This is a genomic window from Methanospirillum hungatei JF-1 (assembly GCF_000013445.1).
In the GTDB taxonomy this organism is placed as follows: Archaea; Halobacteriota; Methanomicrobia; order Methanomicrobiales; family Methanospirillaceae; genus Methanospirillum; species Methanospirillum hungatei.
Genome location: NC_007796.1, coordinates 3081140 through 3105852 on the forward strand (window position 1 = coordinate 3081140; position 24713 = coordinate 3105852).

23 protein-coding genes and 1 tRNA gene are annotated in these 24713 nt (G+C 44.5%); 11 read left to right on the forward strand and 13 right to left on the reverse strand.

Features of this window, described 5'->3' with window-relative positions; genetic code table 11:
• Positions 1–12 precede the first annotated feature (12 nt).
• Together cca and thpR are read right to left on the reverse strand one after the other, a co-directional pair.
• Entirely contained in the window at positions 13–1395 is a 1383-nt protein-coding gene (gene cca / locus MHUN_RS14660; RefSeq protein WP_011449757.1) for a CCA tRNA nucleotidyltransferase, read from the reverse strand.
• Positions 1392–1943 (reverse strand): RNA 2',3'-cyclic phosphodiesterase, encoded by a 552-nt coding sequence (thpR, locus tag MHUN_RS14665; protein ID WP_011449758.1) that lies wholly within the window; start codon positions 1941–1943, stop codon positions 1392–1394. Before thpR ends, cca begins: the two co-directional genes overlap by 4 nt.
• A gap of 131 nt (positions 1944–2074) precedes the next feature.
• Between thpR and MHUN_RS14670 the strand changes: the two genes are divergently transcribed.
• Both MHUN_RS14670 and nrdD read left to right on the forward strand, forming a co-directional pair.
• Positions 2075–2329 (forward strand): glutaredoxin family protein, encoded by a 255-nt coding sequence (locus MHUN_RS14670; RefSeq protein ID WP_011449759.1) that lies wholly within the window; start codon positions 2075–2077, stop codon positions 2327–2329.
• A 59-nt stretch (positions 2330–2388) separates the two neighbouring features.
• Positions 2389–4536, forward strand: a complete 2148-nt coding sequence (gene nrdD, locus MHUN_RS14675; protein WP_048067593.1) for an anaerobic ribonucleoside-triphosphate reductase — start codon at positions 2389–2391, stop codon at positions 4534–4536.
• A gap of 135 nt (positions 4537–4671) precedes the next feature.
• Here the strand turns inward: nrdD and MHUN_RS14680 are convergent, their stop codons facing one another.
• Positions 4672–5172 carry a SulP family inorganic anion transporter gene (locus tag MHUN_RS14680; protein WP_011449761.1) on the reverse strand — a complete coding sequence of 167 codons (501 nt, stop codon included), beginning with the start codon at positions 5170–5172 and terminating at the stop codon, positions 4672–4674.
• A gap of 127 nt (positions 5173–5299) precedes the next feature.
• Between MHUN_RS14680 and MHUN_RS14685 the strand changes: the two genes are divergently transcribed.
• From MHUN_RS14685 to MHUN_RS14705, 6 genes are all read left to right on the forward strand, one after another.
• Positions 5300–6799, forward strand: a complete 1500-nt coding sequence (locus MHUN_RS14685) for a serine hydrolase domain-containing protein (RefSeq protein ID WP_011449762.1) — start codon at positions 5300–5302, stop codon at positions 6797–6799.
• Between the two features lie 96 nt (positions 6800–6895).
• Positions 6896–7525, forward strand: a complete 630-nt coding sequence (locus tag MHUN_RS14690; RefSeq protein WP_011449763.1) for a class I SAM-dependent methyltransferase — start codon at positions 6896–6898, stop codon at positions 7523–7525.
• A gap of 389 nt (positions 7526–7914) precedes the next feature.
• On the forward strand, positions 7915–8874 hold the full coding sequence (locus MHUN_RS19585; protein WP_052288905.1) for an AAA family ATPase: 960 nt from the start codon (positions 7915–7917) through the stop codon (positions 8872–8874).
• On the forward strand, positions 8808–9665 hold the full coding sequence (locus MHUN_RS19590; protein ID WP_239441537.1) for a PD-(D/E)XK nuclease domain-containing protein: 858 nt from the start codon (positions 8808–8810) through the stop codon (positions 9663–9665). The genes MHUN_RS19585 and MHUN_RS19590 overlap by 67 nt, the downstream gene beginning before the upstream one ends.
• 450 nt (positions 9666–10115) lie before the next feature.
• Positions 10116–10958: a polyphosphate polymerase domain-containing protein gene (locus tag MHUN_RS14700; protein ID WP_011449764.1), complete on the forward strand. Its 843-nt coding sequence runs from the start codon at positions 10116–10118 to the stop codon at positions 10956–10958.
• Positions 10952–11620, forward strand: a complete 669-nt coding sequence (locus tag MHUN_RS14705; RefSeq protein ID WP_011449765.1) for a DUF4956 domain-containing protein — start codon at positions 10952–10954, stop codon at positions 11618–11620. Before MHUN_RS14700 ends, MHUN_RS14705 begins: the two co-directional genes overlap by 7 nt.
• A 68-nt stretch (positions 11621–11688) precedes the next feature.
• Here the strand turns inward: MHUN_RS14705 and MHUN_RS14710 are convergent, their stop codons facing one another.
• The 6 genes from MHUN_RS14710 to MHUN_RS14730 form a co-directional block, all read right to left on the reverse strand.
• Positions 11689–12120 carry an ion channel gene (locus MHUN_RS14710; RefSeq protein WP_083758483.1) on the reverse strand — a complete coding sequence of 144 codons (432 nt, stop codon included), beginning with the start codon at positions 12118–12120 and terminating at the stop codon, positions 11689–11691.
• A gap of 27 nt (positions 12121–12147) precedes the next feature.
• Positions 12148–13668 carry an IS66-like element ISMhu3 family transposase gene (locus MHUN_RS14715; RefSeq protein ID WP_011449766.1) on the reverse strand — a complete coding sequence of 507 codons (1521 nt, stop codon included), beginning with the start codon at positions 13666–13668 and terminating at the stop codon, positions 12148–12150.
• A complete protein-coding gene (locus MHUN_RS20105; protein WP_011448518.1) occupies positions 13658–13822 on the reverse strand; it encodes a DUF2080 family transposase-associated protein in 165 nt (54 codons plus the stop codon). Before MHUN_RS20105 ends, MHUN_RS14715 begins: the two co-directional genes overlap by 11 nt.
• Before the next feature lie 319 nt (positions 13823–14141).
• Positions 14142–15500 (reverse strand): IS4 family transposase, encoded by a 1359-nt coding sequence (locus MHUN_RS14720; protein ID WP_011449767.1) that lies wholly within the window; start codon positions 15498–15500, stop codon positions 14142–14144.
• Positions 15501–15744: 244 nt separating this feature from the next.
• Positions 15745–16245 carry an ion transporter gene (locus MHUN_RS14725; protein WP_052288908.1) on the reverse strand — a complete coding sequence of 167 codons (501 nt, stop codon included), beginning with the start codon at positions 16243–16245 and terminating at the stop codon, positions 15745–15747.
• Between the two features lie 92 nt (positions 16246–16337).
• Complete coding sequence (locus MHUN_RS14730) at positions 16338–18032, reverse strand: CotH kinase family protein (RefSeq protein WP_158498238.1); 1695 nt, start codon at positions 18030–18032, stop codon at positions 16338–16340.
• Positions 18033–18743: 711 nt separating this feature from the next.
• Between MHUN_RS14730 and MHUN_RS19265 the strand changes: the two genes are divergently transcribed.
• The gene (locus MHUN_RS19265) at positions 18744–18896 is read left to right on the forward strand and encodes a hypothetical protein (protein ID WP_204222978.1); all 153 of its coding nucleotides are present in this window, start codon (positions 18744–18746) and stop codon (positions 18894–18896) included.
• Positions 18897–19055: 159 nt separating this feature from the next.
• Here MHUN_RS19265 and MHUN_RS14735 read toward each other — a convergent pair.
• Positions 19056–19129 (reverse strand) — tRNA-Phe (locus tag MHUN_RS14735).
• Positions 19130–19259: 130 nt separating this feature from the next.
• Here MHUN_RS14735 and MHUN_RS14740 point away from each other — a divergent pair.
• A complete protein-coding gene (locus MHUN_RS14740; protein ID WP_011449769.1) occupies positions 19260–20237 on the forward strand; it encodes a DHH family phosphoesterase in 978 nt (325 codons plus the stop codon).
• On the opposite strand, the gene MHUN_RS14745 is transcribed toward MHUN_RS14740, so the two are convergent.
• Complete coding sequence (locus tag MHUN_RS14745; protein WP_011449770.1) at positions 20224–20997, reverse strand: hypothetical protein; 774 nt, start codon at positions 20995–20997, stop codon at positions 20224–20226. The genes MHUN_RS14740 and MHUN_RS14745 overlap by 14 nt on opposite strands.
• A 132-nt stretch (positions 20998–21129) precedes the next feature.
• Between MHUN_RS14745 and metG the strand changes: the two genes are divergently transcribed.
• The gene (gene metG / locus MHUN_RS14750; protein WP_048068090.1) at positions 21130–23124 is read left to right on the forward strand and encodes a methionine--tRNA ligase; all 1995 of its coding nucleotides are present in this window, start codon (positions 21130–21132) and stop codon (positions 23122–23124) included.
• A gap of 22 nt (positions 23125–23146) precedes the next feature.
• Here the strand turns inward: metG and MHUN_RS14755 are convergent, their stop codons facing one another.
• Together MHUN_RS14755 and MHUN_RS14760 are read right to left on the reverse strand one after the other, a co-directional pair.
• Entirely contained in the window at positions 23147–23620 is a 474-nt protein-coding gene (locus tag MHUN_RS14755; RefSeq protein WP_011449772.1) for a HEAT repeat domain-containing protein, read from the reverse strand.
• Positions 23621–23719: 99 nt separating this feature from the next.
• Entirely contained in the window at positions 23720–24589 is an 870-nt protein-coding gene (locus tag MHUN_RS14760) for a hypothetical protein (protein ID WP_011449773.1), read from the reverse strand.
• Between the last annotated feature and the right edge of the window lie 124 nt (positions 24590–24713).

Consider the following 24713-nt stretch of genomic DNA (forward strand, 5'->3'; position numbering starts at 1 on the left):
TCGAGCAGGGCCTTATGAGGTTCGTGCTTCAGCCCGCCGTATCCGCACAAGCGGGCTGCTTTTCTGGAGGAACTCACTGATAAATGGTTCAAACCCGGGTTGCCAGCACTCAAGCCCTGAATGGACAACAAACTCCTCTTTCATGGAATGCTTGACATGCTTGCCAAGAGCAGTTCCAAATACTTCATTTGAGGAGAGGAGATCGGAGGCCTGCCGGTAGCGCCGGGGAAGTTCCACCCCGTACCGGCCGTCACGAATGAATGGCCCGGCAAAGATGATATCTGAATGAATATACTTGTCAATGAACTTTGCCGCATTGACATGGGCGGTGACCGGTGGACCTGCATGGAACCTGACCGCCGGAAGAGTGTCAACAAGGAGCTCAAAGAGGAGCATACTTCGATCCTCAAGCATCCACGTATCTGCCCGTATAACCACAAACTCATGCCTTTTTAAAAGATCAACCAACGTATGCAGACTTTTCCGAAGTTGTGGGACGACAATATCTTCAATATAGGGCGGGGTTTTCAGGGTGATCGCAAGAAATGCAGACTCACGACCTTTCAAGAGGGCGCTGACCTCTTCCTCGGTCAGGATACAGATCGGTGGGCGGTAAAAAAACCACTTTGACGGTGATTTCAGATACCCCTGGCAGAGCTCAATAAACTCAAGAAGTTTTGTATCTGACACGGAGGCCGATACATTCCGGCAGGGATCAACCGGATCGATGACAACCAGTGGTTCATCAAACCATTTGGCTGCATGCTGCTCAATATCGATGAACATTCCGGGTTTCCAGCCTGCTGCGGCCTTGAGCAGGTTATGAAACCCGCCATGATGTAGGACCAGGAGTTCACACAGGTATCCGGCAAACCCCTCCGTCATCTGATCAGACCCATAGACTCCGCCTGCCTTGACAAACTGCTTTAAAAGGAGAACGTCATCGGTAAAATCACCGATACGTGAAGAGATATACCGGTTATGAAATGGTGTCCGATCAACTGCACTCTGGATATCGGTCGCCTCCTTTACCTGATAACAGGGGACAAGATCGACATCAAAACCATCTATCGTCGCATTCAGGTACGGGTGTTCGGCGTACTTCTCCCTGATTATATCGGTATATTGGTGTGCAATGCTCCATGCAAGGGCAAGGCCCTCCCGTTCCAGGTCTTCACGTGGCAGGGCAGGATCAAAGAGCATAAATACATCAAGGTCCCGGTCACCATGCACACAGGTCTTTCTGGCAACCGATCCGACCATCATACCGTCAGCCTTGCCGGATCCACGGATATCTGCAATAAGCCGGTCTGCAAGGGCGTACATCCGATCAAGTTCTTCTTTGGTGGGACGTATCTCTGCGAGAACTGACTGTTCAAGTGGTGAAAATGTCATGAACGCTCCCGGAGAGAGACATGGAGAATATCAGTATATATGGGTCCGTCAGGGGTGAGTTCACTCTTTTTCAATATAAACTCCCTGACCGGAATGGTTCCCGAGCATGAGGATGCTACGCCTGCCAGGGCTTCAAAGAGTGACTGATGAAATTGCCTTACCCGTGCGATGGTGATATGGGGTCTGAACTTCCGCTTCTCCGGTTCAAATCCGAGTGAGGCCAGGGAAGAGTCTATTGATTCTGCAAGTGCCCGGCATTGTCCAGGGTCATCCACTTCTGCCCAGACCACCCGGGGAGCCCGCTGACTATTCGTCCCGATAAGCCCCACCTCCATGGAGAAAGGTGAAGCCTCTATGGTTTGTAATATTTCAGTAATCTGCGAGAGGGCTGACCCGCTCACTTCACCGATAAACTTTAACGTGATATGCATCGACTCCTGATCCACCAGAGTCAGACGTGCACGGCTTGACCGCAGGCCATCCTGAACATCCCTGAACTGTTCCCTGATTTCATCAGGAAGGTCGATTGCAACGAATAAACGGACCATTCTGCCCTGTTATGTCTTTACCTTATAAGATAAGGGATTTTGGATCATTCATGTATATAAAGAGATATATGGAAATGGTTTCTGCCCGGATCTTTATTTCTATGAAGTAATCCAAATGATTATTGATCATTATGGGGGCGGTCTTTATCGTATATACACTTGAGTTTTGTCCACGTTGTGAAATTCTCAAGGATTTTCTTACATCTCACCAGATACCTTTCACCGTTGCCGACATGTCATCTGCGAAGGCACTGACTGAGCTCCGCGTGAACGGCATCTTTGTACAGGAGGCCCCGGTCCTTCAGGTTGATAAGACGTTCCTGACCTCTCAGGAACTCTTCAGTGGTGACGCCATCAATGAACAGCGGATATTGCAACTCTGTTAGGTGATGGAGTGGCAGGGAGAACACGTCAGACTACATTAGACGGTATTGCCATCCCGTCGATGCCGCCTGTCAGAACCAGTGACGGGCATATCCTGGAATGGGACCGGGACCGTATTGTCAGACAGATTCTGAAAGAGACCAGGCTTGTCGAGATTTTTTACGGATTTGACGGGGCAGATGAGGAGACGGCACAGGAGATAGCACGGGAGGTGGAGGACCGGATCAGAAAACTTAACCTGCGCACGCTTTCAGGTCCTTTAATCCGGGAGATTATGAATATCATCCTTATCGAACGAGGAAGGATCCAGTGGAGAAATGTCTGCACCAGGGTTGGAACTCCGGTCTTTGATGCTCACCAGATAGATGTCGGCAGGGGATTTGAGGCAAAGGATAATGCAAACCTGCAGGAGAATGCTGAAACGTCTCATAAAAAAAAGGCAGACAAGATCAGCAAGGAGCAATACCTCCTCCAGCTTCCTCCCCATCTCGCAGACCGTCACCTCTGCGGGGACATTCATATCCATGATCTCGAGTACTTCGGGACACGGCCGTTCTGCCAGGACTGGGATCTCCGGTACTTCTTCTACTATGGTCTCATGCCTGACGGGAACGGGACAAAGGCATCGGTGGCTGGACCTGCAAACCGGGCAGAGGTTGCAGTACTCCATGCAGTAAAGGCTCTTGGAAGTGCCCAGACCAATTTTGCCGGCGGGCAGGGGTACTATAATTTCCTCACATTCCTGGCGCCGTATTTCACGGGCATGGAATATATTGAGATGAAGCAGCTGATGCAGATGTTTGTCTACGAGATGACCCAGATGATGGTTGCCCGAGGCGGCCAGCTGGTCTTCTCATCAGTCCAGCTCTCACCGGGAGTCCCAAAGCTCTGGAAAGACAAGCCCTGTGTTTATAAAGGAAAGATCTGGAATGGAACCGATGCACCCTTGCAGACCTATGGCTCCTGTGAACGGGAGGTCAGACTGCTCTTTAAGGCTCTTATGGAGGTCATGCTTGAAGGTGATTACTGGGGCAAGCCATTTAATTTTCCAAAACCGGAGATCAGTATAGAGCCTGACTTCATGCATGAGGACGAGGAATTCAATGCAAAAAACCCTGATCTTCCGAGTTATGAAGATCTCTACCTTATGACCTTTGAACTGGCATCAAAGTTTGGAACACCATACTATGACAACCAGCTCCCGGCATACCGGGGGGCAGGGGAAGGAATCTCCTGTTACCAGTGTTGTGCATACCAGTTCTCCACCATGGCCGATAAGGATGCAGACTTTGATAAAAAGCTCTATTTTGAAGATGGCATGCACTTCTCCATGGGATCGTGGGGTGTTGTCTCACTCAACTGTCCCCGGGCATCCTACAAGGCACATGGTGATGAGGAACGACTCTTTGCCGAGCTCCGGTCGATGATGGACACCGCTGTTGAGGTCTTTAAGATAAAACTCCGGTGGATGGAGCATATCAAGAAGAGTAACCGGATGCCTTTTGCCATGCAGCGACCCCGTGACCCAAAGACCGGTGAACGTGGTGCAATGGCCGTTGACTTTGACGGACTTGTCTATACCATAGGGATTGTCGGTCTGAATGAAATGGTCCAGCACTTTACGGGCCATCAGCTCCATGAATCAGATGAGGCTTTCCGTCTCGGAGTCCTTGCAATGACCGAGATGGAACTCTACAGCCAGGAGCTGACCAGAAAGCACGGGATGACCATCGCCCTTGCACGTACCCCGGCAGAGACAACCGGTCAGCGATTTGCCGTTGCCGATCTTCTCCGCAGGGAGTTTCACGAGGAGGCAAAAAAGGTCATCAAGGGTAATCTGGAAGTTGCCTTATCCCGTCTTGGCGATACCCGCGATCTTCCGATATACTATACTAATGGAACCCATGTCGCTCCTGGTGCAGACATCACCCTTGCACGCCGTGCCGAGATCGAACATGTCTTCTTCCCGATTGTGGACGGTGGAAATATCTTTCATATCTGGCTTGGTGAAGCCCGGCCTGATCCCCGTGGCCTGATGGACATGGCTATGAAACTCTGTCGAAGCACCCAGATAGGATACTTTGCATTCACCCGTGACCTGACCGTATGCCTGCACCAGTTCTCGGAGTGGGACGGCAAACGGGCTCATATCCCGGTAAAAGATCCTGGAGAGACTCAAACAGGAATCCAGTCGCCAATTCACGTATAAATAACTCTTTTCAATTTTTCCCCATAATCCCCCCTCATAATTTTATCAACTTGCAAAACCCGCATACAGAAATGGATGAACAAAGTGACGATACCAAACGCTAGGTCAGCATATGGGTCTGGTCCAGTCTGAAGATCAGTTCAAAGAATTTATCGAAGATCTTGATACTTGACAGGCTGAAGCCAAACATCTTCCCGAGCGGGCTGATTGTAAAACTATTGATGTTCCGGTCATATACCCGGTAAGGATAGGTTTCGAGAAGAAATCGGATACAAACCCAAGCCTGAACCGGCCGGCCACCAGATAGATGAAACTGATAAAGAGTGCATGAGCACCGGCAAGTGCTGCATATCGTGCAGAATCTAACATGGCAAGAGGGGCGACGGTTGTTGCAAGCAGGATAGCCGTGGTCGATTCAGTTCCATTGATGATCTGATGAGAACTGCTGAAGAGGGTATATGCAAGCATGGCAACAAATCCGGCTAACTCCCCCCAACGCAAGGTTTGAAGGAAGAAGAACGGCAAATACCACTGCCCCTGCGATACGATCACTTCTGAATCATTCACGCCGGTAAGCAGAGAGATATGCCAGCCAGGGAGTATAATGCAACAGCCGGTCAATATGAGAAGACCCATCCTTCTTTCCTTCGAATTCGCTGCCAGACATGCTGTGTATATCTCCTGATGTATACCCGATCGATAGCCCCGATACTATTTGAAGAGAAGGCATCTGTTATTTTATATTTCAGAGTAAGGATCAGGTATGACAGTACTATCCGTGCGTTCTTTTTTCTGTGCAGGTCTCATCCTTCTTCTGCTTTTCACCTGTGGAATCAGTGCAAAAACCATACCGCCGACTGACACTTTGGATGGCTTTGATGAATTTATCACCCAGAAGATGGCTGATTTTGATGTGCCTGGTGTCGTGGTGGGCATTGTTGAAAATGACACTGTCGTATACCTGAAAGGATTCGGGGTCCGTGAACTTGGAAACCCAGAAAAGGTTGATCCTGATACCCGGTTTCAGATAGCATCAGTCACGAAATATTTCACCGGTGGAGCCATCGGAACTCTGGTAGATGAAGGAAAACTGGATTGGGATACACCGGTTGCAGAGTATCTTCCCGGTTTCACCTTAAAGGATCCGTATGTCGGCAATCATTCAAACCTTCGTGATCTCCTGGCCCACCGGACCGGACTTCGCCGCGATGGTGAACTACTCGGAAGAATCGGAATTTCCAATGATGAGATATTGTACCGGATGCGGTTCCTTGAGTCAGATGCAGGGTTCAGGGAGCGGTACATCTACTCAAATGCCGGGTATTTCATCGCCGGGGAGGTAGCAGCACAGGCATATGGAAAGAGCTGGGAGAACCTTACCGATGAACGACTGATAGTGCCACTCGGGATGACCCGTTCAGGGGCCAGACATGAAACCCTGTACCTTGATGATAATCATATTACCGGCCATGCCAGTACTCCTGATGGAACATTGGATATAATTCCCTTCGAAGAGGCGTCGCTTCCCGCTGCCGGCCAGATTGTTTCTACCGGCCGTGATATGACTCAGTGGATCAGGTTGATGCTGAATAATGGCACGATTGAGGGAACGATGGTACTCAGTCCGAAAACGGTAGAGGATATTCATGCAGCAAGCTTCGTCGCCGGTCCTTCAGGTCCCCTTCATGATCCAAACGGGGCAGTGGGTCTTGGCTGTGACTCCTATTACTTCCTTGATGAACGGGTCATTGAGAAGAACGGAGCACTTGATGGTGTCCGCTCAATTGTTGTTCTCATTCCGGGGAAGAAGAGCGGGATTGTGGTTATCGCAAACAAGCAGCTGACGGCATTTCCTGAAGCAGTCAGGGATGAGTTTCTTGAACGGTATATCGGCAGGAGTGGAATAGACCTCCAAGCTCTTGAACTACAGAATCAAAAGGGGTGGAACTCTTTAATTAAAAATCCTGATAGACCTGAAAACCCGGGTCCTGCGACTATCAGCCCTGGTGCAATCGAAGGGGTGTATGCGAGTCCCCTGTATGGTTCCATTCAGATTGACCTGGGCCCAGATGCGGAACATATGATAATCGGGCTCGGGCAAAACCGATACCAGGGGAACCTGGTCCACTGGACAGATAACACCTGGTATCTCTCATTCCCGAACCCGGATGATCTGGTCGGATATCTGACGTTCATTGCAGATGAATCAGGAACAGTGACAGGTATTGAATCCAATGAGTTCGGACCGTTCACTCGTGCCTGAATCAGGAATTCAAATATTCCTTTTTCAGGTTCCGGATGAACAGCCCGATGACTTTTAGATGAATTTATTGCTATCCGATAATGTATAATTCAGATAATGGGCATTCTCATTATCATAGGCATTCTTATTCTGGTGATCATTATCCTTTTCGTTGGATGGCGGTATGCTTCACAGCGACGATCACTTCCCTGTCCGGTATGGATGAAATGGATGCTGGATCCGCCGTTTGCGTGGATGAGCGGCCGGACAAGAAAGACGATTGAATACCTTGATGTCAACCCGGGTATGCAGGTTCTTGATGCAGGGTGCGGTCCTGGGAGAGTATCAATTCCGGTTGCGAAGATCGTCGGACAGACAGGGAATGTTACCGCAATGGATATTCAGGAAGGGATGCTTGCAGAGGTAAGAAAGCGGGCAGAAAAAGAGGGTCTTTCGAATATCAGATATCTGCAGGGTGGTATCGGAGAAGGAAAACTCGGAAAGGAGCAGTACGACCGGATCGTGATGATTACCGTTCTTGGTGAGATTCCGGATCATGAAAGAGCGATGCAGGAGATCTATGGAGCATTGAAACCCGGTGGAATGCTGCTCATCGAAGAGACGATCCGGGATCCACATTTCCAGAGAGTGCAGACAGTAAGAGACCTCGCCGGTGGGATCGGGTTTGTTGAGAAGGGATGGCACGGGAGCAGGTTTAATTATTGTATTCTGCTTGGGAAAGAGTAAAAAATTGAAATTTCCATCTGGGATTCAGAGTATTCAATATTCATTTCCCTGTATGCGGTGATGTGGATAGTAACCGCGTAAATTTTAATTCTTATCGATTGTAGGAATATTCATTTTCCAGTATTTCTGGTTGGGGTACTTCTACATATCATTTCCCGGACAAGAACGAAATAATGGTGTGTCGAAATTAAATCGCACACATCGATCCTGAGTGGACCTGTGCCTGTTTGGGACTGGTTCAAAAGAATCTTGCAAAAAATCTTGTTGATCGATACGTTGATTGTTGGAAATAGGATTTGTACTGTTCACGGAGAGATCCCCGTGATCTTGACAACATTTGATTCATATTCTCTGCTGACTTATAGTATACGAAACCGGGTGAATACAATATGGATCGGCGTATCCCCTACGGGATAATAAATTATGCAGAGATCATAGAGAAGAAGGGATACTTTGTCGATAAAACCCATTTTATCAATAAACTTGAGAACATTCAGAATCCTGTATTTCTCCGCCCCAGAAGGTTTGGAAAATCTCTCTTCTGTTCAATGCTACAGCACTACTATGACCTTCGGAATAAGGAAAATTTTGAGGAACTCTTTGGCCATACATGGATAGGACAGCACCCTACCGGAGATCAGAATAAATATATCGTTCTTCTCTTTGACTTTTCTGAAGTACAGGTTGAAGATGGTCTTACGGGAACAGAACGTAATTTTACTGAGTATTGTAACAACCTTCTCAACAACATGCGACTCTTATACCCTGAATATCTCGGAGGTTTTCCCCCATTACATGTTCACACCCCGGTTGCAACGAATCTTAACAATTGGCTCACGTATCTCTGGATGTCAGGTGCCCCCCCTGTATACATCATCATTGACGAATATGATAACTTTGTCAACCAACTTATCACAACTTATCAGGATCGCCTGTATCAGGAAATAACGACCGGAGACAGTTTTCTCAGATCTGTGTATAAGGTTTTGAAAGCAGGAAGGCGATCCGGGTCAGTGAAAAATATTTTCATCACCGGTGTGCTTCCGATTACCATCGATGACCTCAGTTCTGCGTACAACATCTCAACATTCCTCACGCTTGATCCCACCTTTGAGTCTATGCTCGGGTTTACCCAGAGTGAAGTTGATACGCTGATGGATACACTCTACCATGATTATAACCTTGATCCCTCAGTTCGTCTCCAGGTGGATGAAGTAGTAAAAAATATGTATAATGGGTATCATTTTGTAAGTCCCCATACTGCAGCAGTATATAACCTACTATGCTCATGTTCTTCCTCAGGCAGTTTTGTGAACAAAAGACAATCCCGGATGATCTCTTTGATCTGAATCTGCGAACCGATCTCTCGTGGATTAGAAGACTCACTGGCGGGAGTAATGAGAATACCAAAGAACTGGTCAGCCAGCTGACTACCCGTGAAACCATCTCAATTAACCGAAAATCCCTTGTTTCACAATTTAATGTAAGTGAATTTTTTGAACCTGTTTTTTATCCGGTATCTCTGTTTTACTTAGGCATCCTGACGAGGAAGGATGAATTTGAACTCAGCTTCCCCAACCTTTCGATGAAAGAGATAGCAGTTGAGTACTTTAATGAAATATTTCGTATTGACCTCGGTCAGGAAAAATACAAAGAGATGATGCAGGGATTTGTGGAAAACCCTGATCTATTTAAACTTTTTTCAGATTACTGGCAGTTATATGTCAGCCAGCTCCCTGAATCAGTCTTTGCCCAGATGAATGAGAACTTTTACCGCACTACCTTCTACGAACTTTGCAGCAGGTATCTTTCTCCCTGGTTCACCTGGAATGTGGAACGATCGTACCCTTCAGGTAAGAGTGACCTTGAGTTTGTCGGAAAGTATCATGAAAGGTTTTCTTCTTTGCGATGGGTTATCGAGTTTAAGTATTTTTCAAACATCGAATTGGCCAGGCTAAAAACGCCGATCGAAGAATTTGAGGTACAAGAAGAGGATACCAGGCAGATAAGAGGGTACGCAGAGGGGCTGATTCAGGAGTATCCGGAGGCAAAGATACGCCTGTTTGTTATATATTGTTTTGGGAATCAAGGATTCCGAGTGTTTGAATTAACAAGGAATAGTCCTGGGAAATTTTCGTGAACTTCTCTTTTATATGAATCGTGGACTCCTTATATCAAAATAATAACTAGATAGATCTAACAGAAAATTTTCGACGGATTTGCGATAATGGTTCTGATATGTAGCTTTAGGAGAAGAAGGAGAATAATACGTGCCGAACCTGTGGGGATGAGAATAATCCATATTCGCGGAATTACTATGGGTGTAGAGGAAAAACCAACATAGAATCGGACTCTAATTATTGGTTTTCAAGACTTTCTCTAAACCATAAAAACAATACTCCTTATTAACTGAATTTCTTGAATTTTATCGAATATCCAACTCATTAGTTCTGTAATATTTTTCAATACATCCGGTTAATCAATGACCATCTCATGAGTTATATCGCTTCACTGAAGTATCCACATGTAAACCCATGATAACCAACGAACCCTATGAAAAATTCTATTCTCGTGAAAAGGACAGATACCAATGAAAAATAATATTCAATCTCATACCCCTGAACCAATATCCGGAACGGAATCATCAACTCAAGATAAGTTAAATCCCTCCCTGGATGTCATTCTCTCAAAGTTCAGGCCTATAGATATTTCTGATATCTCTCATGCAACCCTGCAGAACCGGAAAGAATCAAAATATCTGCTCACCACACATCAGGCTCTCGATCTTCTCAAACACCTTCCGGAAACATATCACATCTTCGAAGTGGATGGAAAACAAGTTCAGACCTACAAAACGACCTACTTTGACTCTCCGGAGTTTCAACTATACCTTGCCCATCATAACGGGCGAAAACCTCGATACAAAGTAAGAACCCGGTCCTATATAGATTCTGACCTCACGTATCTGGAGGTAAAGGAGAAGAAAAATACCGGACGTACTATCAAACACCGGCTTCAGATCGAGGAGCTGGTCACCAGGCTTGGATCAGATATCCGTGAATTTCTCTCGTCATGTTTCCCCTTTGACTATGCAGAGTATAAACCAGTGTTGATAAACGAATACAGAAGAATTACCCTCGTATCTACAATTCATCCTGAACGGATCACTCTTGATATCGATCTGACCTTTCATTCAGGTTCCATCGATATTCTGCTCCCAAACATTGTCATCGCAGAGATAAAGCGAAGTTCAGATCATATTAGGTCACCTGCCCTTGACTATCTGAATACGATAAGATTACGACCACGAGGGTTTTCGAAATACTGCATTGGAATATCACTTTTATATGGTGATTTTGTGAAACATAACAACTTCCGGATAATTCTGCGGATACTGAATAAACTTTCCAATGGAGGACCGGTACTATGTTAACCGATCCCTATGGTTCATTCCTTGCGGGAATTCTCATAAATCTTCTTGCAGCGGTAATCATCGCACGAGGAATCTATTATCCGAGAAAAAGAGCCCAGGATTATATATTTACATTCCTAGCATTCTCGACCGTCATATACCTGGTGATGGGTCTTTTTACATCAGTCGAACTCACAATCGGAGTGGGATTTGGCCTCTTTGCCTTGTTTTCTGTTCTCAGGTACCGGACCGATACCGTGCCCATCCGGGAGATGACCTATCTCTTTGTCATGGTTGCTCTGCCGATCATGAACTCAATCCTGTATAATAGCGGGGATATTGTGAAATTATGCCTCTCTGACTTCGTGATCATTGCGGTGCTCTTCATTCTTGAACAGAAATGGGGATTCAGATATGAACAGAAGAAACTGATCAAGTATGAGAAGATAGACCTGATTCGTGCCGATGAACATGATCGGTTAATCGAAGATCTGATAAATCGAACCGGACTTGCAATTACGCAGGTTGAAATTGTTGAAATCGATTTCATCCGGGATTCAGCGGACATCATAATTACCTATGAAGAAGAGGCTCCGGTCATTCATAAAAAAAATCCGAATTCTGATAACAGACCGGTTGAGGAATCCCTTCCTCTTCATCTCTCTCCCGGAACCATAGAATAAATTTCGGATAGGGAATGTTGAATTTGCTTTATTCCCGCGATATTACTGATAGAACATTGAATTATTCATTAGCTATTCAACTCTTTTTCATGTTGCAGGAGTATTCTCTTCTTTAATTCCAAAAACTCCTCTTCTGAAATGACCCCATCGGTTTTCAATTCATGTATTTTTATCAGTTCATCTGTAACCGAAGGGATTCTTTTACTTTCCTCATGTTCACTCCGTATCCTCATCTCATCAAGAAAACCGGATGCAATAATACCCGTTGGAAGGGCAATAATTCCAATTCCAAGTAACATCATCACGATAGTAAACATTTTTCCGATATGAGTGACGGGGTACACATCTCCATATCCGACCGTTGTCATGGTGACGACCGCCCACCAGAGAGCATTATCAAAATCCTCAAACTTTTCTGGTTGTGCTTCAGATTCAACGGTGTACATGACAAAGGTGGAGGAGATGAGAAAGGTGAAGAGAATAAGGATGATAGAGAAGATATAATCCTTTTTTGTAACTACTCAACTTTAGGAAGTTGAACAATTGCCATTCTCGACAGGTGCTTCAAATCCTAACTTTCTTCCCACCAATTGCATGAAATTCTCCTTTTGTTTCTTCGAAGTTTCGTAAATACTAAGCAAGACTCCAAAACCTTCAGCTCCGAGCCATGTTCTTCTCCCCCCACTAATTTTTCGATGAAGTACCCCCTGACGTATGGCACGTTCCGCATCATTATTATGCCATGGAACATCCTCATGGACCATGAAAGTAAGTAACATATCTTGCCGTTTTCGAAGTTCTTTGGAAATACGAATAACATCTGGATCTACCCATTTTCGTTCAAGCAAGCCCGTAAGCTCAGCCTGAAATTTATCACGTGCATTTTTCCGTTCATCCAAAGATGGTGGAGGATCATTTTCAGTATATTCTACCGCTTTTTTTAGAATCGAACGAACTCCATCAACAAACTCAAGAAATTTTTCTGGAGGTCTGCCTTTTCTTAGTATTTTGACTGGTTGAGAGGTCAATAAACTTCGCGGTTCAATTTTGTGCTTTATTTCTGCTCTTTCCAACCATCGATTCACATGAAGAAGATCTAACTGATGCCCTGAACACATTATGACATCATATGGTTTCCATGCATCTCTTCCTAAAACGCCATTAAAACCTTTTAAAACTTCTTCGGGAACCGAATGTCCTCGAGTTGATGCCACTTTGTAATATGAGCCAATTGTCGAAGTGAATACCCACAACCATCCATTTTCTCCATTCACTCTGAAACTGGTTTCATCTGCATTGATATTGTTCTCCTGAATTATCTTTTCTTTGAGTTTTTCGTAATCTTCTTTGAGAGTATCTGCAACCCACCTTTCCAGTTTCAGAATGGTAGCTTCACTCATTTGAATATCGTATGTTTCTAAGAGGCTGGATTGGATTTTCCTTATAGTCAATCCTAACATTCTATGATAAGCAATCCAAGAGGCTACAGCAGGTCCGAATTGCTGGTTTGGCGGTAAGGGCAACTCTCCACGTACTAATTTCTTGCAAGTTGAACACCAATACCTCGGATAATGGATTTCGTAAACGATGTGCCTTGGAAATGGAATATCCGTAATGGTGCGTGTTTGTTCCGCCCCGTTGACTGGTTCATTCAAATGCGTTCCACATTCAGGACATGAATCCAAGGGGATATTCATCGATGGTGAATTGGAAGCGGGTCTTTTCCTTCCATTTCCTTCATGCCCTGGTTGACCTCCACTTTTCCTATTTTCTTCACACTGCCTCTTCCGGCGATAAAAGGTCTTTGAACTCGGAACTCCTCCTGCTTCAGCTGTTTTACTTGATGCTGAGAGAAAAGGTGCAGAACTCAATATTTTTGCAATTTCTTTTTTGAGTTTTTTATTTTCCTTTTTCAGTTCATTTTTTTGGTTTTCTGCTAAAATTCTGCGTTTACGTTCAATTTTAAGTTCTTTCTTTAATTGATGGATATTACGCCGTAAATCGTCTATAGATTCATCACTGATTTCGGAAGTCCTATTATTCGTCATTATCCAGAATAACCAAATAAACCGTTTTACCCAAATGTTCCTTGGGACAATCTACTTTCGCACTTGTTCCAAAGGGTTTGACTTCTCGTTTATAAAAACCACAAATGTTGTTTACCTTCAGTTCTGTAGCAACATTGAATGGAACAGTTCTCATTAGATATCTATTAGATATCTATAGTATTTAATACTTACTCATGTAAGACAGCTTTGGAGATAGATCCAGATCCGGCGACATAATTTTTCAACTTTCCGTAATATCAAATATGTCTCATACATAAACCTCGAGATACCTCTCCCACTTTATTCTACTACTCGTACGCGCTAATGTGTCACTATAGCGGTCTAAACTAAAAACATTGAAGCTTCGTATAGGCACTAGAGAAAAAAGGAAGAATTACGAGTTTTTCCTGATTTTTTACCGATAGCCAGTAGTACCTAACCCTCCATCGGGTCATTTATCCGAAGATAAGACCCTATTGAATTTCTGAAAATTTCAAGGTGAGAGTTTCGTTATTGTTGCGGCTTTTGCCAAGGTGCCGCAGTGATCTTTCTAATTTATCCCATCGTTTCTTAACATTGCCTGTGCCAAATAAATTTTGATTCAATATGCTCAAAAACTCCAATCCTTTCTCTGAAAATACTTTTGACCATAGCATCTGAGTATATTTTCCTTTATCATTTTTTCGAGTCGTAGATACAATCCAGGTAAACAGATCTCTGCTAATAATAAACCGTAGCAACATGGAATAAATGTGAATAAACGCCATTGGTTCATTATTGAGTAACATTTTTCCAAGGTCGTAATCCCCTTTCAATTCCTTGAAAATAAGTTCAATCACCCAGCGAAATCGGTATAACTCATAAATATCATCAGCAGAAAAAACCTCTTTTCCGAGATTTGTGATGTAGAGATGCCATTTTTCAGTGAGAGGATTCCAAGAACAAATTACCCTGAATTCTTGAAATATTGGAGTTTTAATTTTGTTAATATGCTTGTCTCCAATATGAAATGAACAGATGAGATCATAAACACCTTTCTTTGGCATTCTATCTAAAAAATCATCACCATTTATGCTTTTAAAGCAATTATGATCTACAATTGATGTTATTTCTGGAGGGCCTGAATTGATTGAAACAACCTTAAAAACGGCATTGCTTTTTACTCTACTAGCAAAAAAACCTCCATATTCTTGAATTTTAGAGAATGTTTTCAGAGAATAGTATCCCAGATCGTTAATCAGGAGAATATTTTCAACATCAGGTCCAATTTTTAGCATCTTATAGTCATGAACTCTTTCTGTTGTAATTATTGCATTTTTTACAGAATGGTAAACAACACTGTAAACTGCATGGATCTTTAATCCTGCAGAATCGTCACGGGAACGTGCTGCGGGATGCAAATCGTAGAGCTTTTTACTAATTCGAATAATGCTGCTGTCTTGAACTAAAATATCTTTGAAATCCTCAACAATTCCCTTTAAATGAGCAGGGGACTGATGAACTATTTGATCGATATAATGATCCATCAGGGATTTCAAAAAATCTACTAATTTATAATTAAACCGTTTCCTGAAACTTTGGTTAAGAATTGAGGTTTCAATCTTTGGATTATCATCAAGATCAACATAATGACGATGAATCTCCTCTAATGTGGGTTTTAGATGACTGCTGACTCCAAAAATGAGGGAAAATATCAAAAGGACAGGATCGAGTTTCCGTTTTCTCTGCATAAATCCTGTTTCCCGAGCTTTTTTTTCTATAAAATCAAAGGTAAATTTCTGAAATACCCAAGATTTTAGGTTTTTTTGACCCTTAGAAGAAGGCTTCTTCATATTCTTTAGGTCGCCCGACGGTGCTCACCGTAGGGCGGCGCCGAAAATATATAAATGTATCGATTTAAGGTTGGAATTGTATTCTTGCTCAGTAACACTGATTTTTGCTTAGTTAGGTATCAGGCCATAAAGCTGTCTTACATGAATACTTACTAAATTCCCTTGATTTTTTATCAGAAAAAAGATGACAAACAAATATATTATGGGGGAATAATCCTATAGAAGTAGATTTCTCTATTTTTGATTACTTTCTAAAACCTGAATTGTTACCCTTTTTTTTCACGAGGACGGAGAAAATGACATCAACAGTACTGTAATAACGCAGGAGTTTAAATATCCTGAAGATTCTGCATAGTCTACAGAACTGAACGACCCTTGGATGAAATGGGAAAAAGAGTGCTACGTAAAAGGGAAGAATTGCGATAAGGTCGATAATCATGTAAATAGTACATGCATATTTGAGCCTTCCCTTCACCGGATCACGATAGTCCTTGAAACAGGTACATGTCCAGATTCTCAAAATATATTCAATGGTAAAGACCAGAACCGTAATAATCTCAATGAAAGTAGCGATTTCCCGGAATTCTTCATAGATAGATTTGTATGATTCCAGGAAGATGAGGGCTACATTAACTAAAACAAGTATAATTATGAAGAAATCAAAAAACCGGTCAGGTTTGGATTCATGATCAGTATCATCGATAATATTGAAGATTTTCCACTTCAGTGAAGATTCAGAATCCAATCTTATCAGAATTAATGTCTTTTTTTAAGAAGAAAATGGTGTCGATGATTATCTTCTTTGAAAGAGTGAGTATAAGCAAAAAAAGAAGAGGATTATGTATCAGATTGGGATTCTACATACTCTATTGCTTTTTCGTATTGGGATCTGATATGGGCTTTCATCTCTTCAAAAGCAGCATCAAAATCTGATTCATTCGTAAGATAAGTATATCCTTCACGCTCACCATCCGGTCCGATGACAGATGATGCAATGATATCATGATACTGATCACAGATCTCTTCCATCTTTTCTGGATCAAAACTCGTTTCTGCAACTCTTTTCAGAATTTGAACATACAGTGCATGGTACTCTTGATCATCCATGAGATACCTGATGAGCGGCCATCTTTCAGTTACATTCTCCATTGAAAACGATACACTGCTACCCATTCCCATACCCGGGCCGAATTGACCGTCCATTCCGGACATGGTCATATTCATACCACCCGGTGGCATGAAACCAGGCTGGTTCGGATTATTCATTCCATCCGGTCCCCACTCATGTCCGGGTCCTTTCATTTCAGGAAAGGTCATGTTCATCCCTTCAGGTGGTGCAAACCCAAAACCCGGTGTTTTATTCATCTCGGCAGAACCACCATCTCCAAAATTTTTCCCCATTCCTTCCATGAATGCATAATTGTTATCCCAGGGGATCCAGCTGAATGTCCCGGTATCCGGATTATTATACAGGTAATAATTCCGTGCATTTCCTCCATACGTGTCCCAATTTTTGATGAGCGTATTGGTTGCCAGCCAGGTGAGAAACTCAGTGACGTTAAGGATTGATTCAAGGTCTGATCGCCAATTTTCGGGATTTTCGGTTCGTGTCTCTGAATGAAGAATAGTGTAGAGTTGTTCGATGTCAGAATAGTCTCCTTCATCTTCATTGGTTTTCTTCTCGAAGTGAGAGAGATTGAGTTTTCCGAAAGCAAAGGTTGCACCTTCTTCCTCCGGTTTATAGAGATTTCCCGTTCCGTTTGAGAACTGAGTTTTAATAACCGTATCATCGATGCTTTCAACGAGGGTATAGAGGCCGAAATATTCAAATCCGTCTCCTTTATCGATGAATACCTTATAAAAAGCAGTCTCCGGAGCGATCACCCCTGCATCCTGAAAGATTTCAGGGGCTAATTTTTCCCGTATGACAGACACATCAGACATTCCGGATTGTAGATTGAGTTCTTTAAACCCGAAAAAATTCTGATTCTTTGTCTCAGGGAACTCATCCTCGTAGTGATCCATATCAACTTTTAAGGAGATCTTCCCGATTCCCTCGCTCCATGCAGTCATCAGGGAGTTTACTCCTTTATACCTGATACCGACATGATCCCAGGTTTCGTTCTGAAATGAGATGGTGGCGGGAACATATACCGGATCTTCCTGATTCAGAAAACCAGGGCCGTTTTCACCAGGTGGTTTTGGCATATTCATTCCTGCTGATCTGTTAACATCAGGCATGTTTTCACCCGGACCACCCCTTTTTCCGGGTCCGGGCATACTCCCACCTCCAAACTCCCCGTACTTGGCCGTCATGTCTTCCTGCATTTCGGTCCAGGATTCAGGACTGATGGTGATATTAATTTCACGGATTTCATCATCCGGAAAGACCGTATCATAGTCGGGAGCCGAATCTGATGCAAGGAGGTGTAAACTCTCATTTACATCAGCACTTCCTGGCTGAAGGAGAAGGAGACAGATTGCAACCAGGATAAGTGCAAAAATCTTTGTCGAAAAGCTAATTTGTGTCATGATAGTCATATGAAATTGTGTATTCCGTCCGGAATGGGATGGGGCTTGAGAGTATTATCTGACAGCCATGGCTGCCTGAAGACAGATATCTCGTACTGAGTGAAATATTAAAAAAGCGGATTCAGATGGTTGAAAGATACAACAGATCAGTATGACATTACTAAAACCAGGTACGTATCCAGGTGAAGAATAGGAGGCAGATGTAATTTTCAATGAAATGTTATTCTTTCACAGAACTGAATCGCCTGGTGAACAATAGTATTTGATCCTAACAGCCCATTTTTTTAAAATCCCATTCAGAAATTGACAAAATAATAAATGAAGGGAATAAAAAGAGATGATAGTAAAGATACATTGTCACTATGTGGACCGTGACATCGACATTAATTCTCTTTAATTTGCTTTTAAGGGAAGAATGGTATTCTTCTCTCATGTTTCCTCTTGCCTGGCTCCACTGGGATGGATGCACAGGCAATAAATATTTATCCAGAATACGTATTGTTAGATTGTCAAATCCGGAAGCCCGGAAGAGACTTAGGGGATAGTATTTATTTCGAATCCGTTTCCTTATTGCATGTGGAGCACTGGGATATTTGCTCCATATGTATGTTACTTTTCATCGAAATTCACTGTTACAATGCACGTGTTTGAATTCACGACTCACAAAGAATAAGGCATCTCTTAAAAAACAACGAATACTATGATGATCCGTTGTTTCCAAGGAAGAAGATTCCAACAATGAATAAGGTAATGGTACCCAAGGAAGTATCATTAGAGCAATTTTTAGAAATAATTGCAAAGGCGGATATCCTTATTAAAGCACCAGATCCTGATATTTATAATTTATCAAAGGCTGTTTCATGAATGTTTTTTATTAGCACTATGAGACAAATTCAGGATGGGTATTTTTAATTTCACAACGTTAATTTCCTTTATTGTACTATCAAGATTGATTTATGCAACAGCTACTATTGTTCAAAAAAAGTAATACCTAATAACTTAGGCATTTGACTTTGGTATCTATGCCTCAGCCCGGATTTGAACCGGGGACAACCAGATCTTCAGTCTGGCGCTCTCCCAGTCTGAGCTACTGAGGCGCGACTATACAGATTACACTCATGCATAATTAATACTTTTCATTTGAACCTCATATTCACACACAATTACCGGGAACCAGTACGGTATATACCACGTCCATTAAGGCATCTGAATACCGACATTATCCTGATGTTTTTCAAGAGACGGAGTGCGAAACCGGATACTACAAAAATTCAGGCAGATATCGCTCTCCGGACAGTTAAAGTAGTTCATCTTACCCATAACGATTTTGACGCTGTTGGCGCTGATGCAGTTCATCGAATTAGATTCAGGAAAGAAGGAGTGTACACGGTATTCAGCTCCGTTGGAAAATTCCCGATGTACCTGGATATCATCTCCCAAATAGCAGGCAAAGGAGACACCCTCTCTATCAGCGACCTTTCATACCGGAAAGGGATCGAGCAACATCTTCGAAGACTAAAACAGAAAGGATGGCGAATAGAATGGCGGGATCATCACCGGTGGCACGAAGATGAGATCGGCTTGGTGAAGAGCATCGTTGATCACCTCCATATTGATACCGGCCGATGTGCCTGTGGTATATGTGCCAGCGACCTGACACCGGATGATGTGATCGCCCAGGAGATCGCTCTTGTGGTCTGTGATTATGACCTCTGGAAGCACCAGGATCCCCGTTCCGGTGTTCTGGGCCTTGTACTTCAGCGGCATGAGAACAGGGAGCATGTCCGTGATATGATCATGCTTGGGGTCTTTGATGACAAGAAGATCAGGAGCGAATATGAGGATATCATGCGGGAGATGAACCGGGTCATGGAACGGACCAAGCGTGCAGCAAGTATTCTTGGAACCAAATACCGCACCGTTGTCGCCCCCATGTACGGTTACCCAAGTGAAACCGCTGCCTACCTTCGAAAAGAACTTGGATCTGATATCGAGGTTCTGGTCTCCCAGTCAGGAAAATTTTCTATCAGGTCAGTTCCCAATATTTCCCATAAAATTGCCAGGGAGTTTGGCGGCGGTGGTCATCCCAATGCAGCAGGGGGATTCTTCAATTTTACCCTGACAGATAAAATACTCCTCCGTCTCTTTAAAAAAAACCAATGGTTTGAAAAAATTGCCAGGTACGCAGACACTATTCAAAAATAACTGCAGACTCCTTAACTTTTTCCCAGTACTCTTCTTCTGATCCTGCTCCATATCCTGCCACCTTCAGATGATCATGGTCCACGTATTGCAGGGCATCAAGAAGGGCGGGTTCTGAAGCATCACACACGATGAGATTTCTCACCTGGTACCGATCCATAAGATCACCAACATGGGAGATCATCTCTGCCCGGATGATAAGGTCTGATGTGTGCTCTAAGAGTTCCTCAAGAGTATGAAGGGCAGGGTGCTCCATGAAAAGGAGATTTTTTGGACCGGACAGGAGTTCCAGATCAAACGGGCCGGAATTCTCCAGATGTATGATATGACCGGAGACACGGTTATCCCGCAGAGTTCTCAGGAGCTGACGAAATCCATGGAACATCTCAGCATAGGCATCCTCGTCATCAGGGGAGGGGCAGGTAGACAAAACCGCAGGACTCTCGTGCACCGAACGTATTTGCCTGCCTGAACTGGTTATGAGTTCATAATCGGCGACCATGGCGTCAGGAATGACATGCGGTCCGGACTCTTCATCCCAGGACAGGGCCTCTTCCAGCCGTGACCTGCAAAACTTTCCACCGACTGCTATCTCATCTATCTTCGCATCTTTTTGCGCAGAAAAGGATCGGAGTAATTGAAAGGTGATGAGATCAGCTTCTATGCCACGGTATGCGGAGATGAACTCCTGCAGGAGAGAAACCTGGGGAATGTCCGGATCTGAACCGAGTGACAATGTTTTAAACGCTCTTTTTTTCTTCATAAAATTACCATTTACCCCAGAGGAGCTTCCTGCGCAACTGTCAGTCAGTCTGACATGCCGGTTCAGGATCAGGGAGAACAGAGGTCCTCATCCTCTGTATATTTTATAGAATTATCTTCAAAAATGTACCTGATGAATAGCCGCCCACTTCTTGTTACCTGTGGCCTTCCCTATACCAACGGCCCCTGCCATCTCGGCCATCTCCGGACATATGTACCTGCGGATTTTTACGTGCGGTTCATGCGGCGAAAAGGAGAAGAGGTGGTCTTTATCTGCGGCTCGGATAATCATGGAACGCCAATCGTCGTGAGTGCCGAAAAGGAAGGTACAACTCCCCGCCAGATATCTGAACGGTATCATACCCATTTCTCTGACACCTTCACCAAGATGCAGGTGCACTTTGATCACTTCGGGATGACCGATGATCCAACCACCCATGCACGGACAAAACATCTTGTCAGCCGGCTGATAGACAGGGGTTATGTATACCCGAAGGTCATCCAGCAGGCATACTGCATACACTGTCAGAAGTTCCTGCCCGACCGATACCTTGAGGGAATCTGTCCCCACTGCAAAAAACCGGCACGGGGAGATGAATGTGATCAGGGATGTGGGAAACACCTTGAACCGGGAGAAATCCTGGAACCGACGTGTAAAATCTGTGGCAACCGGGCAGAATACCGGGAGCAGGAACATTTCTTCTTTAAACTCAGCGGATTCCAGGACTGGCTCAGGGAATATCTGGGCGAATTAAAAGGGACCGATAACGCCATCAATTACGCCCTGGGCTGGGTGAATGAGGATCTGCATGACTGGTGCATTACCCGGACACTTGAATGGGGAGTGAAATTCCCAGGTCATGATGATCTGGTCGTCTATGTATGGGTTGATGCCCCCATTGGATATATCGGATTTACCGAGGAGTGGGCAGAGAAGACCGGGAGAGACTGGAAGACGTACTGGTGTGGTGAAAACACACGGGTGACCCATTTTATCGGACAGGACATTACCTATCACCATTGTGTCTTCTGGCCGGCCATGCTCCATGGTGCAGGGTATGGAACACCCTATGCAGTAGTTGCCTCAGGAATGCTCAAGATTGATGACCATAAGTTCTCTAAGTCACGAGGATATGTGGTCTGGACCAATGAGGATTATCTTGACCAGGGGCTGCCTGCCGACTACCTTCGGTACTATCTTCTCTCCTACACCAGCCATACAAAGGAGATGAACTTCTCCTGGCAGCTCTTCCAGGAACGGATTAATAATGAGGTTGTCAACAATCTGGGTAACTTCATATACCGCTCGCTTCATCTCTCCCAGAAACAGTTCGGCGGAGTGCCTGAAGGTGTGGTAGAGCAGGAGATCTTTGACCGGATAACCGAGGCCATCGGACAGGTAACCGGGCTTGTTGAGGCCTATGACTTTAAAGGAGCGGTTGATGCAATCCTCGCACTCTCCGCCTGGGGGAACACATATATTCAGAGTAAAGAACCCTGGAAACTGGCAAAGACTGATCAGGCAGCCATGGCACAGGTCATGAGGAACTGTCTTCAGCTGGCAAAAGCCCTGACGCTCCTCATTGAACCGGTTATGCCGGAACGGGCCGGACTCATCTGGAGCCAGCTCGGCCAGGACAGCCTAATAGCCAATAATGGATTTTCAGCCGGGCTTGAACCTCTCAGCCCCGGACCACTTCCTGCACCTTCCATTGTATTCTCAAAAATTGATGATAAGATGACTCAAGAACTCGATAAACGACTCCGTGACCGGATAGATGCTCTGGATGCGGAAAAAAAGCCCAAGACCCCGGAGATCTCTATTGAAGAGTTTGCGAAAGTTGAGATGAAGACAGGAAAAATCCTCTCTGCTGAACAGGTTCCAAAATCGACAAAACTTCTGAAACTACAGGTCAGCATCGGCGATGAAGTACGGCAGATTGTGAGTGGGATAGCCCAGTTTCACAATCCTGAAGAACTAGTCGGAAAAGACGTGGTCGTCTGCACCAATCTGAAGCCGGCGAAGATATTCGGAATTGAAAGTAATGGAATGATCCTGGCCGCCGGAGATAATGCATCCCTTTTAAGGCCTGAAACCCCGGTTCCATCCGGAACAAAAATCAGATAATTAAAAAAATCTCTTTTTTCTGTCACGACATTATCTGCGATAGTGCAGTCCGTATTGCATTCTTCACATCAGGATCAGGTTCTTGTTCCAGTGCCTGCATAAGAGGAGTCTTTGCTAAATCAGAACCAGACCTGGCAAGCCCCTCTGCTGCAATCCTCCGGGTATACGGATGATCATCGGTCAGGAGCCCGATGAGGATCGGAGGAATTCGTGGATCCTGCATCTTTCCAAGAGATTTTGCGGCCATGTACCGGACATGATCCTTTTCATCGGTGGTAAGAGCGATAAGGGACTCAACAACCTGGACATCACCAATCGCTCCCAGTGCTTCAGCGGCCCTGTACCTGATTACCCAGTTAGTATCATTGAGTAATGTAAGTAAGGGTGGGACTGCGGTTTTTCCCATTCCGGAGAGGGATGCTGAAGCATGTGCACGAACTTCCTTATTTGTACTGCGAAGATCTGCCAAGGCAGACTCCAGTTCAAGTGAAGACATGAAAAAAGAATTGGATGTTATCAAAGAAAAGAATGAAGGATTAGGTATTTCCTCCCATCCAAGGCTGCCCCACCTACCTAATCGTTCTCTCTTCTATTGTTATGTGACCGGTGCTACGGTCGGCTGTGCCATTGCAGTTGATGAGTATTCATGTGTCTGAGCCAGATCAAACAGTCCGCGAGCCACAGTTCTCTGCCGGTCTGTAATCTTTGTCGTAACATTTCCATCGCCACTTGCCTGGTAAATGTTATCATAGGTCTCAAAGTTGGTATTCATATAGACCTCTGCTGCCCCGACCGCCAGGGTATTATTCGCATTGGTACCCAGACCCTGGGCATCAAATCCATACCGCAGATTCACCGGGACGGTAGAACTCTCTGAAATCGCACGGCCACCAACCGTCGTCACTGCAGCAACCTCCTGCACATTCATTGCGCTTCCTGCTTCAACAGTTCCTTTGAACGCTGCCCCGTTTCCTCCGGTTCCACCTGCGAACACACAACGACCTACTTCATTTCCATTCGTTGCTGCCCCGAGTGATGTGATGGTTGCTCCCTCATCCCACAGCATCGTACCGCTCTGGCTCTGATCAGCCTGGTAATTCACCGTATGTCTGGCGTAGAGGTTGTCTCTGCCATCAGATACATTGGAACCATCCATATTGTACTCTTTCGTGTACCTCGTAGTTCCACTGGCTGCAAGGGTATTTTCACGATAGGTGAAGATTGCCCTTGTTTCATCTGGTGAAAGTGTATTATTCGCGAGATCCCCATTGGGAAGATTCGTCTGCTGCCACTCCATATCATGATTTACCAGAAGTGTACCGATACAGGTTGCATCGATAGTAGTCGTAATTCCGGTCTGATCATATGTTGCAGAAGTAGGTCTGACAGCAGATGCCCACCCGGTTGTAAGAACCAGGATTATAATAAGCACTGTGCTTAGTTGCCTCATTGTACAGGCATTCATATTAATCAACCCCATCAATTTTCTGACCACATCCGTAGTCAGACTGGTCACGAAAATTTCGTCGGTTATACATATATACCTTGTCAATTTTCAGTGACAGAAAAATTGGAATTTAGACGATATC

Excerpts from the sequence above, each read along its gene's own strand:
- nrdD (WP_048067593.1), top strand. The coding sequence starts at position 2,389 with ATGCCGCCTGTCAGAACCAGTGACGGGCATATCCTGGAATGGGACCGG.
- MHUN_RS14670 (WP_011449759.1), top strand. The coding sequence starts at position 2,075 with ATGGGGGCGGTCTTTATCGTATATACACTTGAGTTTTGTCCACGTTGT.
- MHUN_RS14705 (WP_011449765.1), top strand. The coding sequence starts at position 10,952 with ATGTTAACCGATCCCTATGGTTCATTCCTTGCGGGAATTCTCATAAAT.
- MHUN_RS20105 (WP_011448518.1), bottom strand. The coding sequence starts at position 13,822 with ATGAGAACTGTTCCATTCAATGTTGCTACAGAACTGAAGGTAAACAAC.
- thpR (WP_011449758.1), bottom strand. The coding sequence starts at position 1,943 with ATGGTCCGTTTATTCGTTGCAATCGACCTTCCTGATGAAATCAGGGAA.
- MHUN_RS14745 (WP_011449770.1), bottom strand. The coding sequence starts at position 20,997 with ATGAAGAAAAAAAGAGCGTTTAAAACATTGTCACTCGGTTCAGATCCG.
- MHUN_RS14680 (WP_011449761.1), bottom strand. The coding sequence starts at position 5,172 with ATGGGTCTTCTCATATTGACCGGCTGTTGCATTATACTCCCTGGCTGG.
- MHUN_RS14740 (WP_011449769.1), top strand. The coding sequence starts at position 19,260 with ATGTTTTTCAAGAGACGGAGTGCGAAACCGGATACTACAAAAATTCAG.
- MHUN_RS14715 (WP_011449766.1), bottom strand. The coding sequence starts at position 13,668 with ATGACGAATAATAGGACTTCCGAAATCAGTGATGAATCTATAGACGAT.
- MHUN_RS19590 (WP_239441537.1), top strand. The coding sequence starts at position 8,808 with ATGCTCATGTTCTTCCTCAGGCAGTTTTGTGAACAAAAGACAATCCCG.
- cca (WP_011449757.1), bottom strand. The coding sequence starts at position 1,395 with ATGACATTTTCACCACTTGAACAGTCAGTTCTCGCAGAGATACGTCCC.
- MHUN_RS14700 (WP_011449764.1), top strand. The coding sequence starts at position 10,116 with ATGAAAAATAATATTCAATCTCATACCCCTGAACCAATATCCGGAACG.
- MHUN_RS14685 (WP_011449762.1), top strand. The coding sequence starts at position 5,300 with ATGACAGTACTATCCGTGCGTTCTTTTTTCTGTGCAGGTCTCATCCTT.
- MHUN_RS14720 (WP_011449767.1), bottom strand. The coding sequence starts at position 15,500 with ATGAAGAAGCCTTCTTCTAAGGGTCAAAAAAACCTAAAATCTTGGGTA.
- metG (WP_048068090.1), top strand. The coding sequence starts at position 21,130 with ATGAATAGCCGCCCACTTCTTGTTACCTGTGGCCTTCCCTATACCAAC.
- MHUN_RS19585 (WP_052288905.1), top strand. The coding sequence starts at position 7,915 with ATGGATCGGCGTATCCCCTACGGGATAATAAATTATGCAGAGATCATA.
- MHUN_RS14760 (WP_011449773.1), bottom strand. The coding sequence starts at position 24,589 with ATGAATGCCTGTACAATGAGGCAACTAAGCACAGTGCTTATTATAATC.
- MHUN_RS14690 (WP_011449763.1), top strand. The coding sequence starts at position 6,896 with ATGGGCATTCTCATTATCATAGGCATTCTTATTCTGGTGATCATTATC.
- MHUN_RS14755 (WP_011449772.1), bottom strand. The coding sequence starts at position 23,620 with ATGTCTTCACTTGAACTGGAGTCTGCCTTGGCAGATCTTCGCAGTACA.
- MHUN_RS14730 (WP_158498238.1), bottom strand. The coding sequence starts at position 18,032 with ATGACACAAATTAGCTTTTCGACAAAGATTTTTGCACTTATCCTGGTT.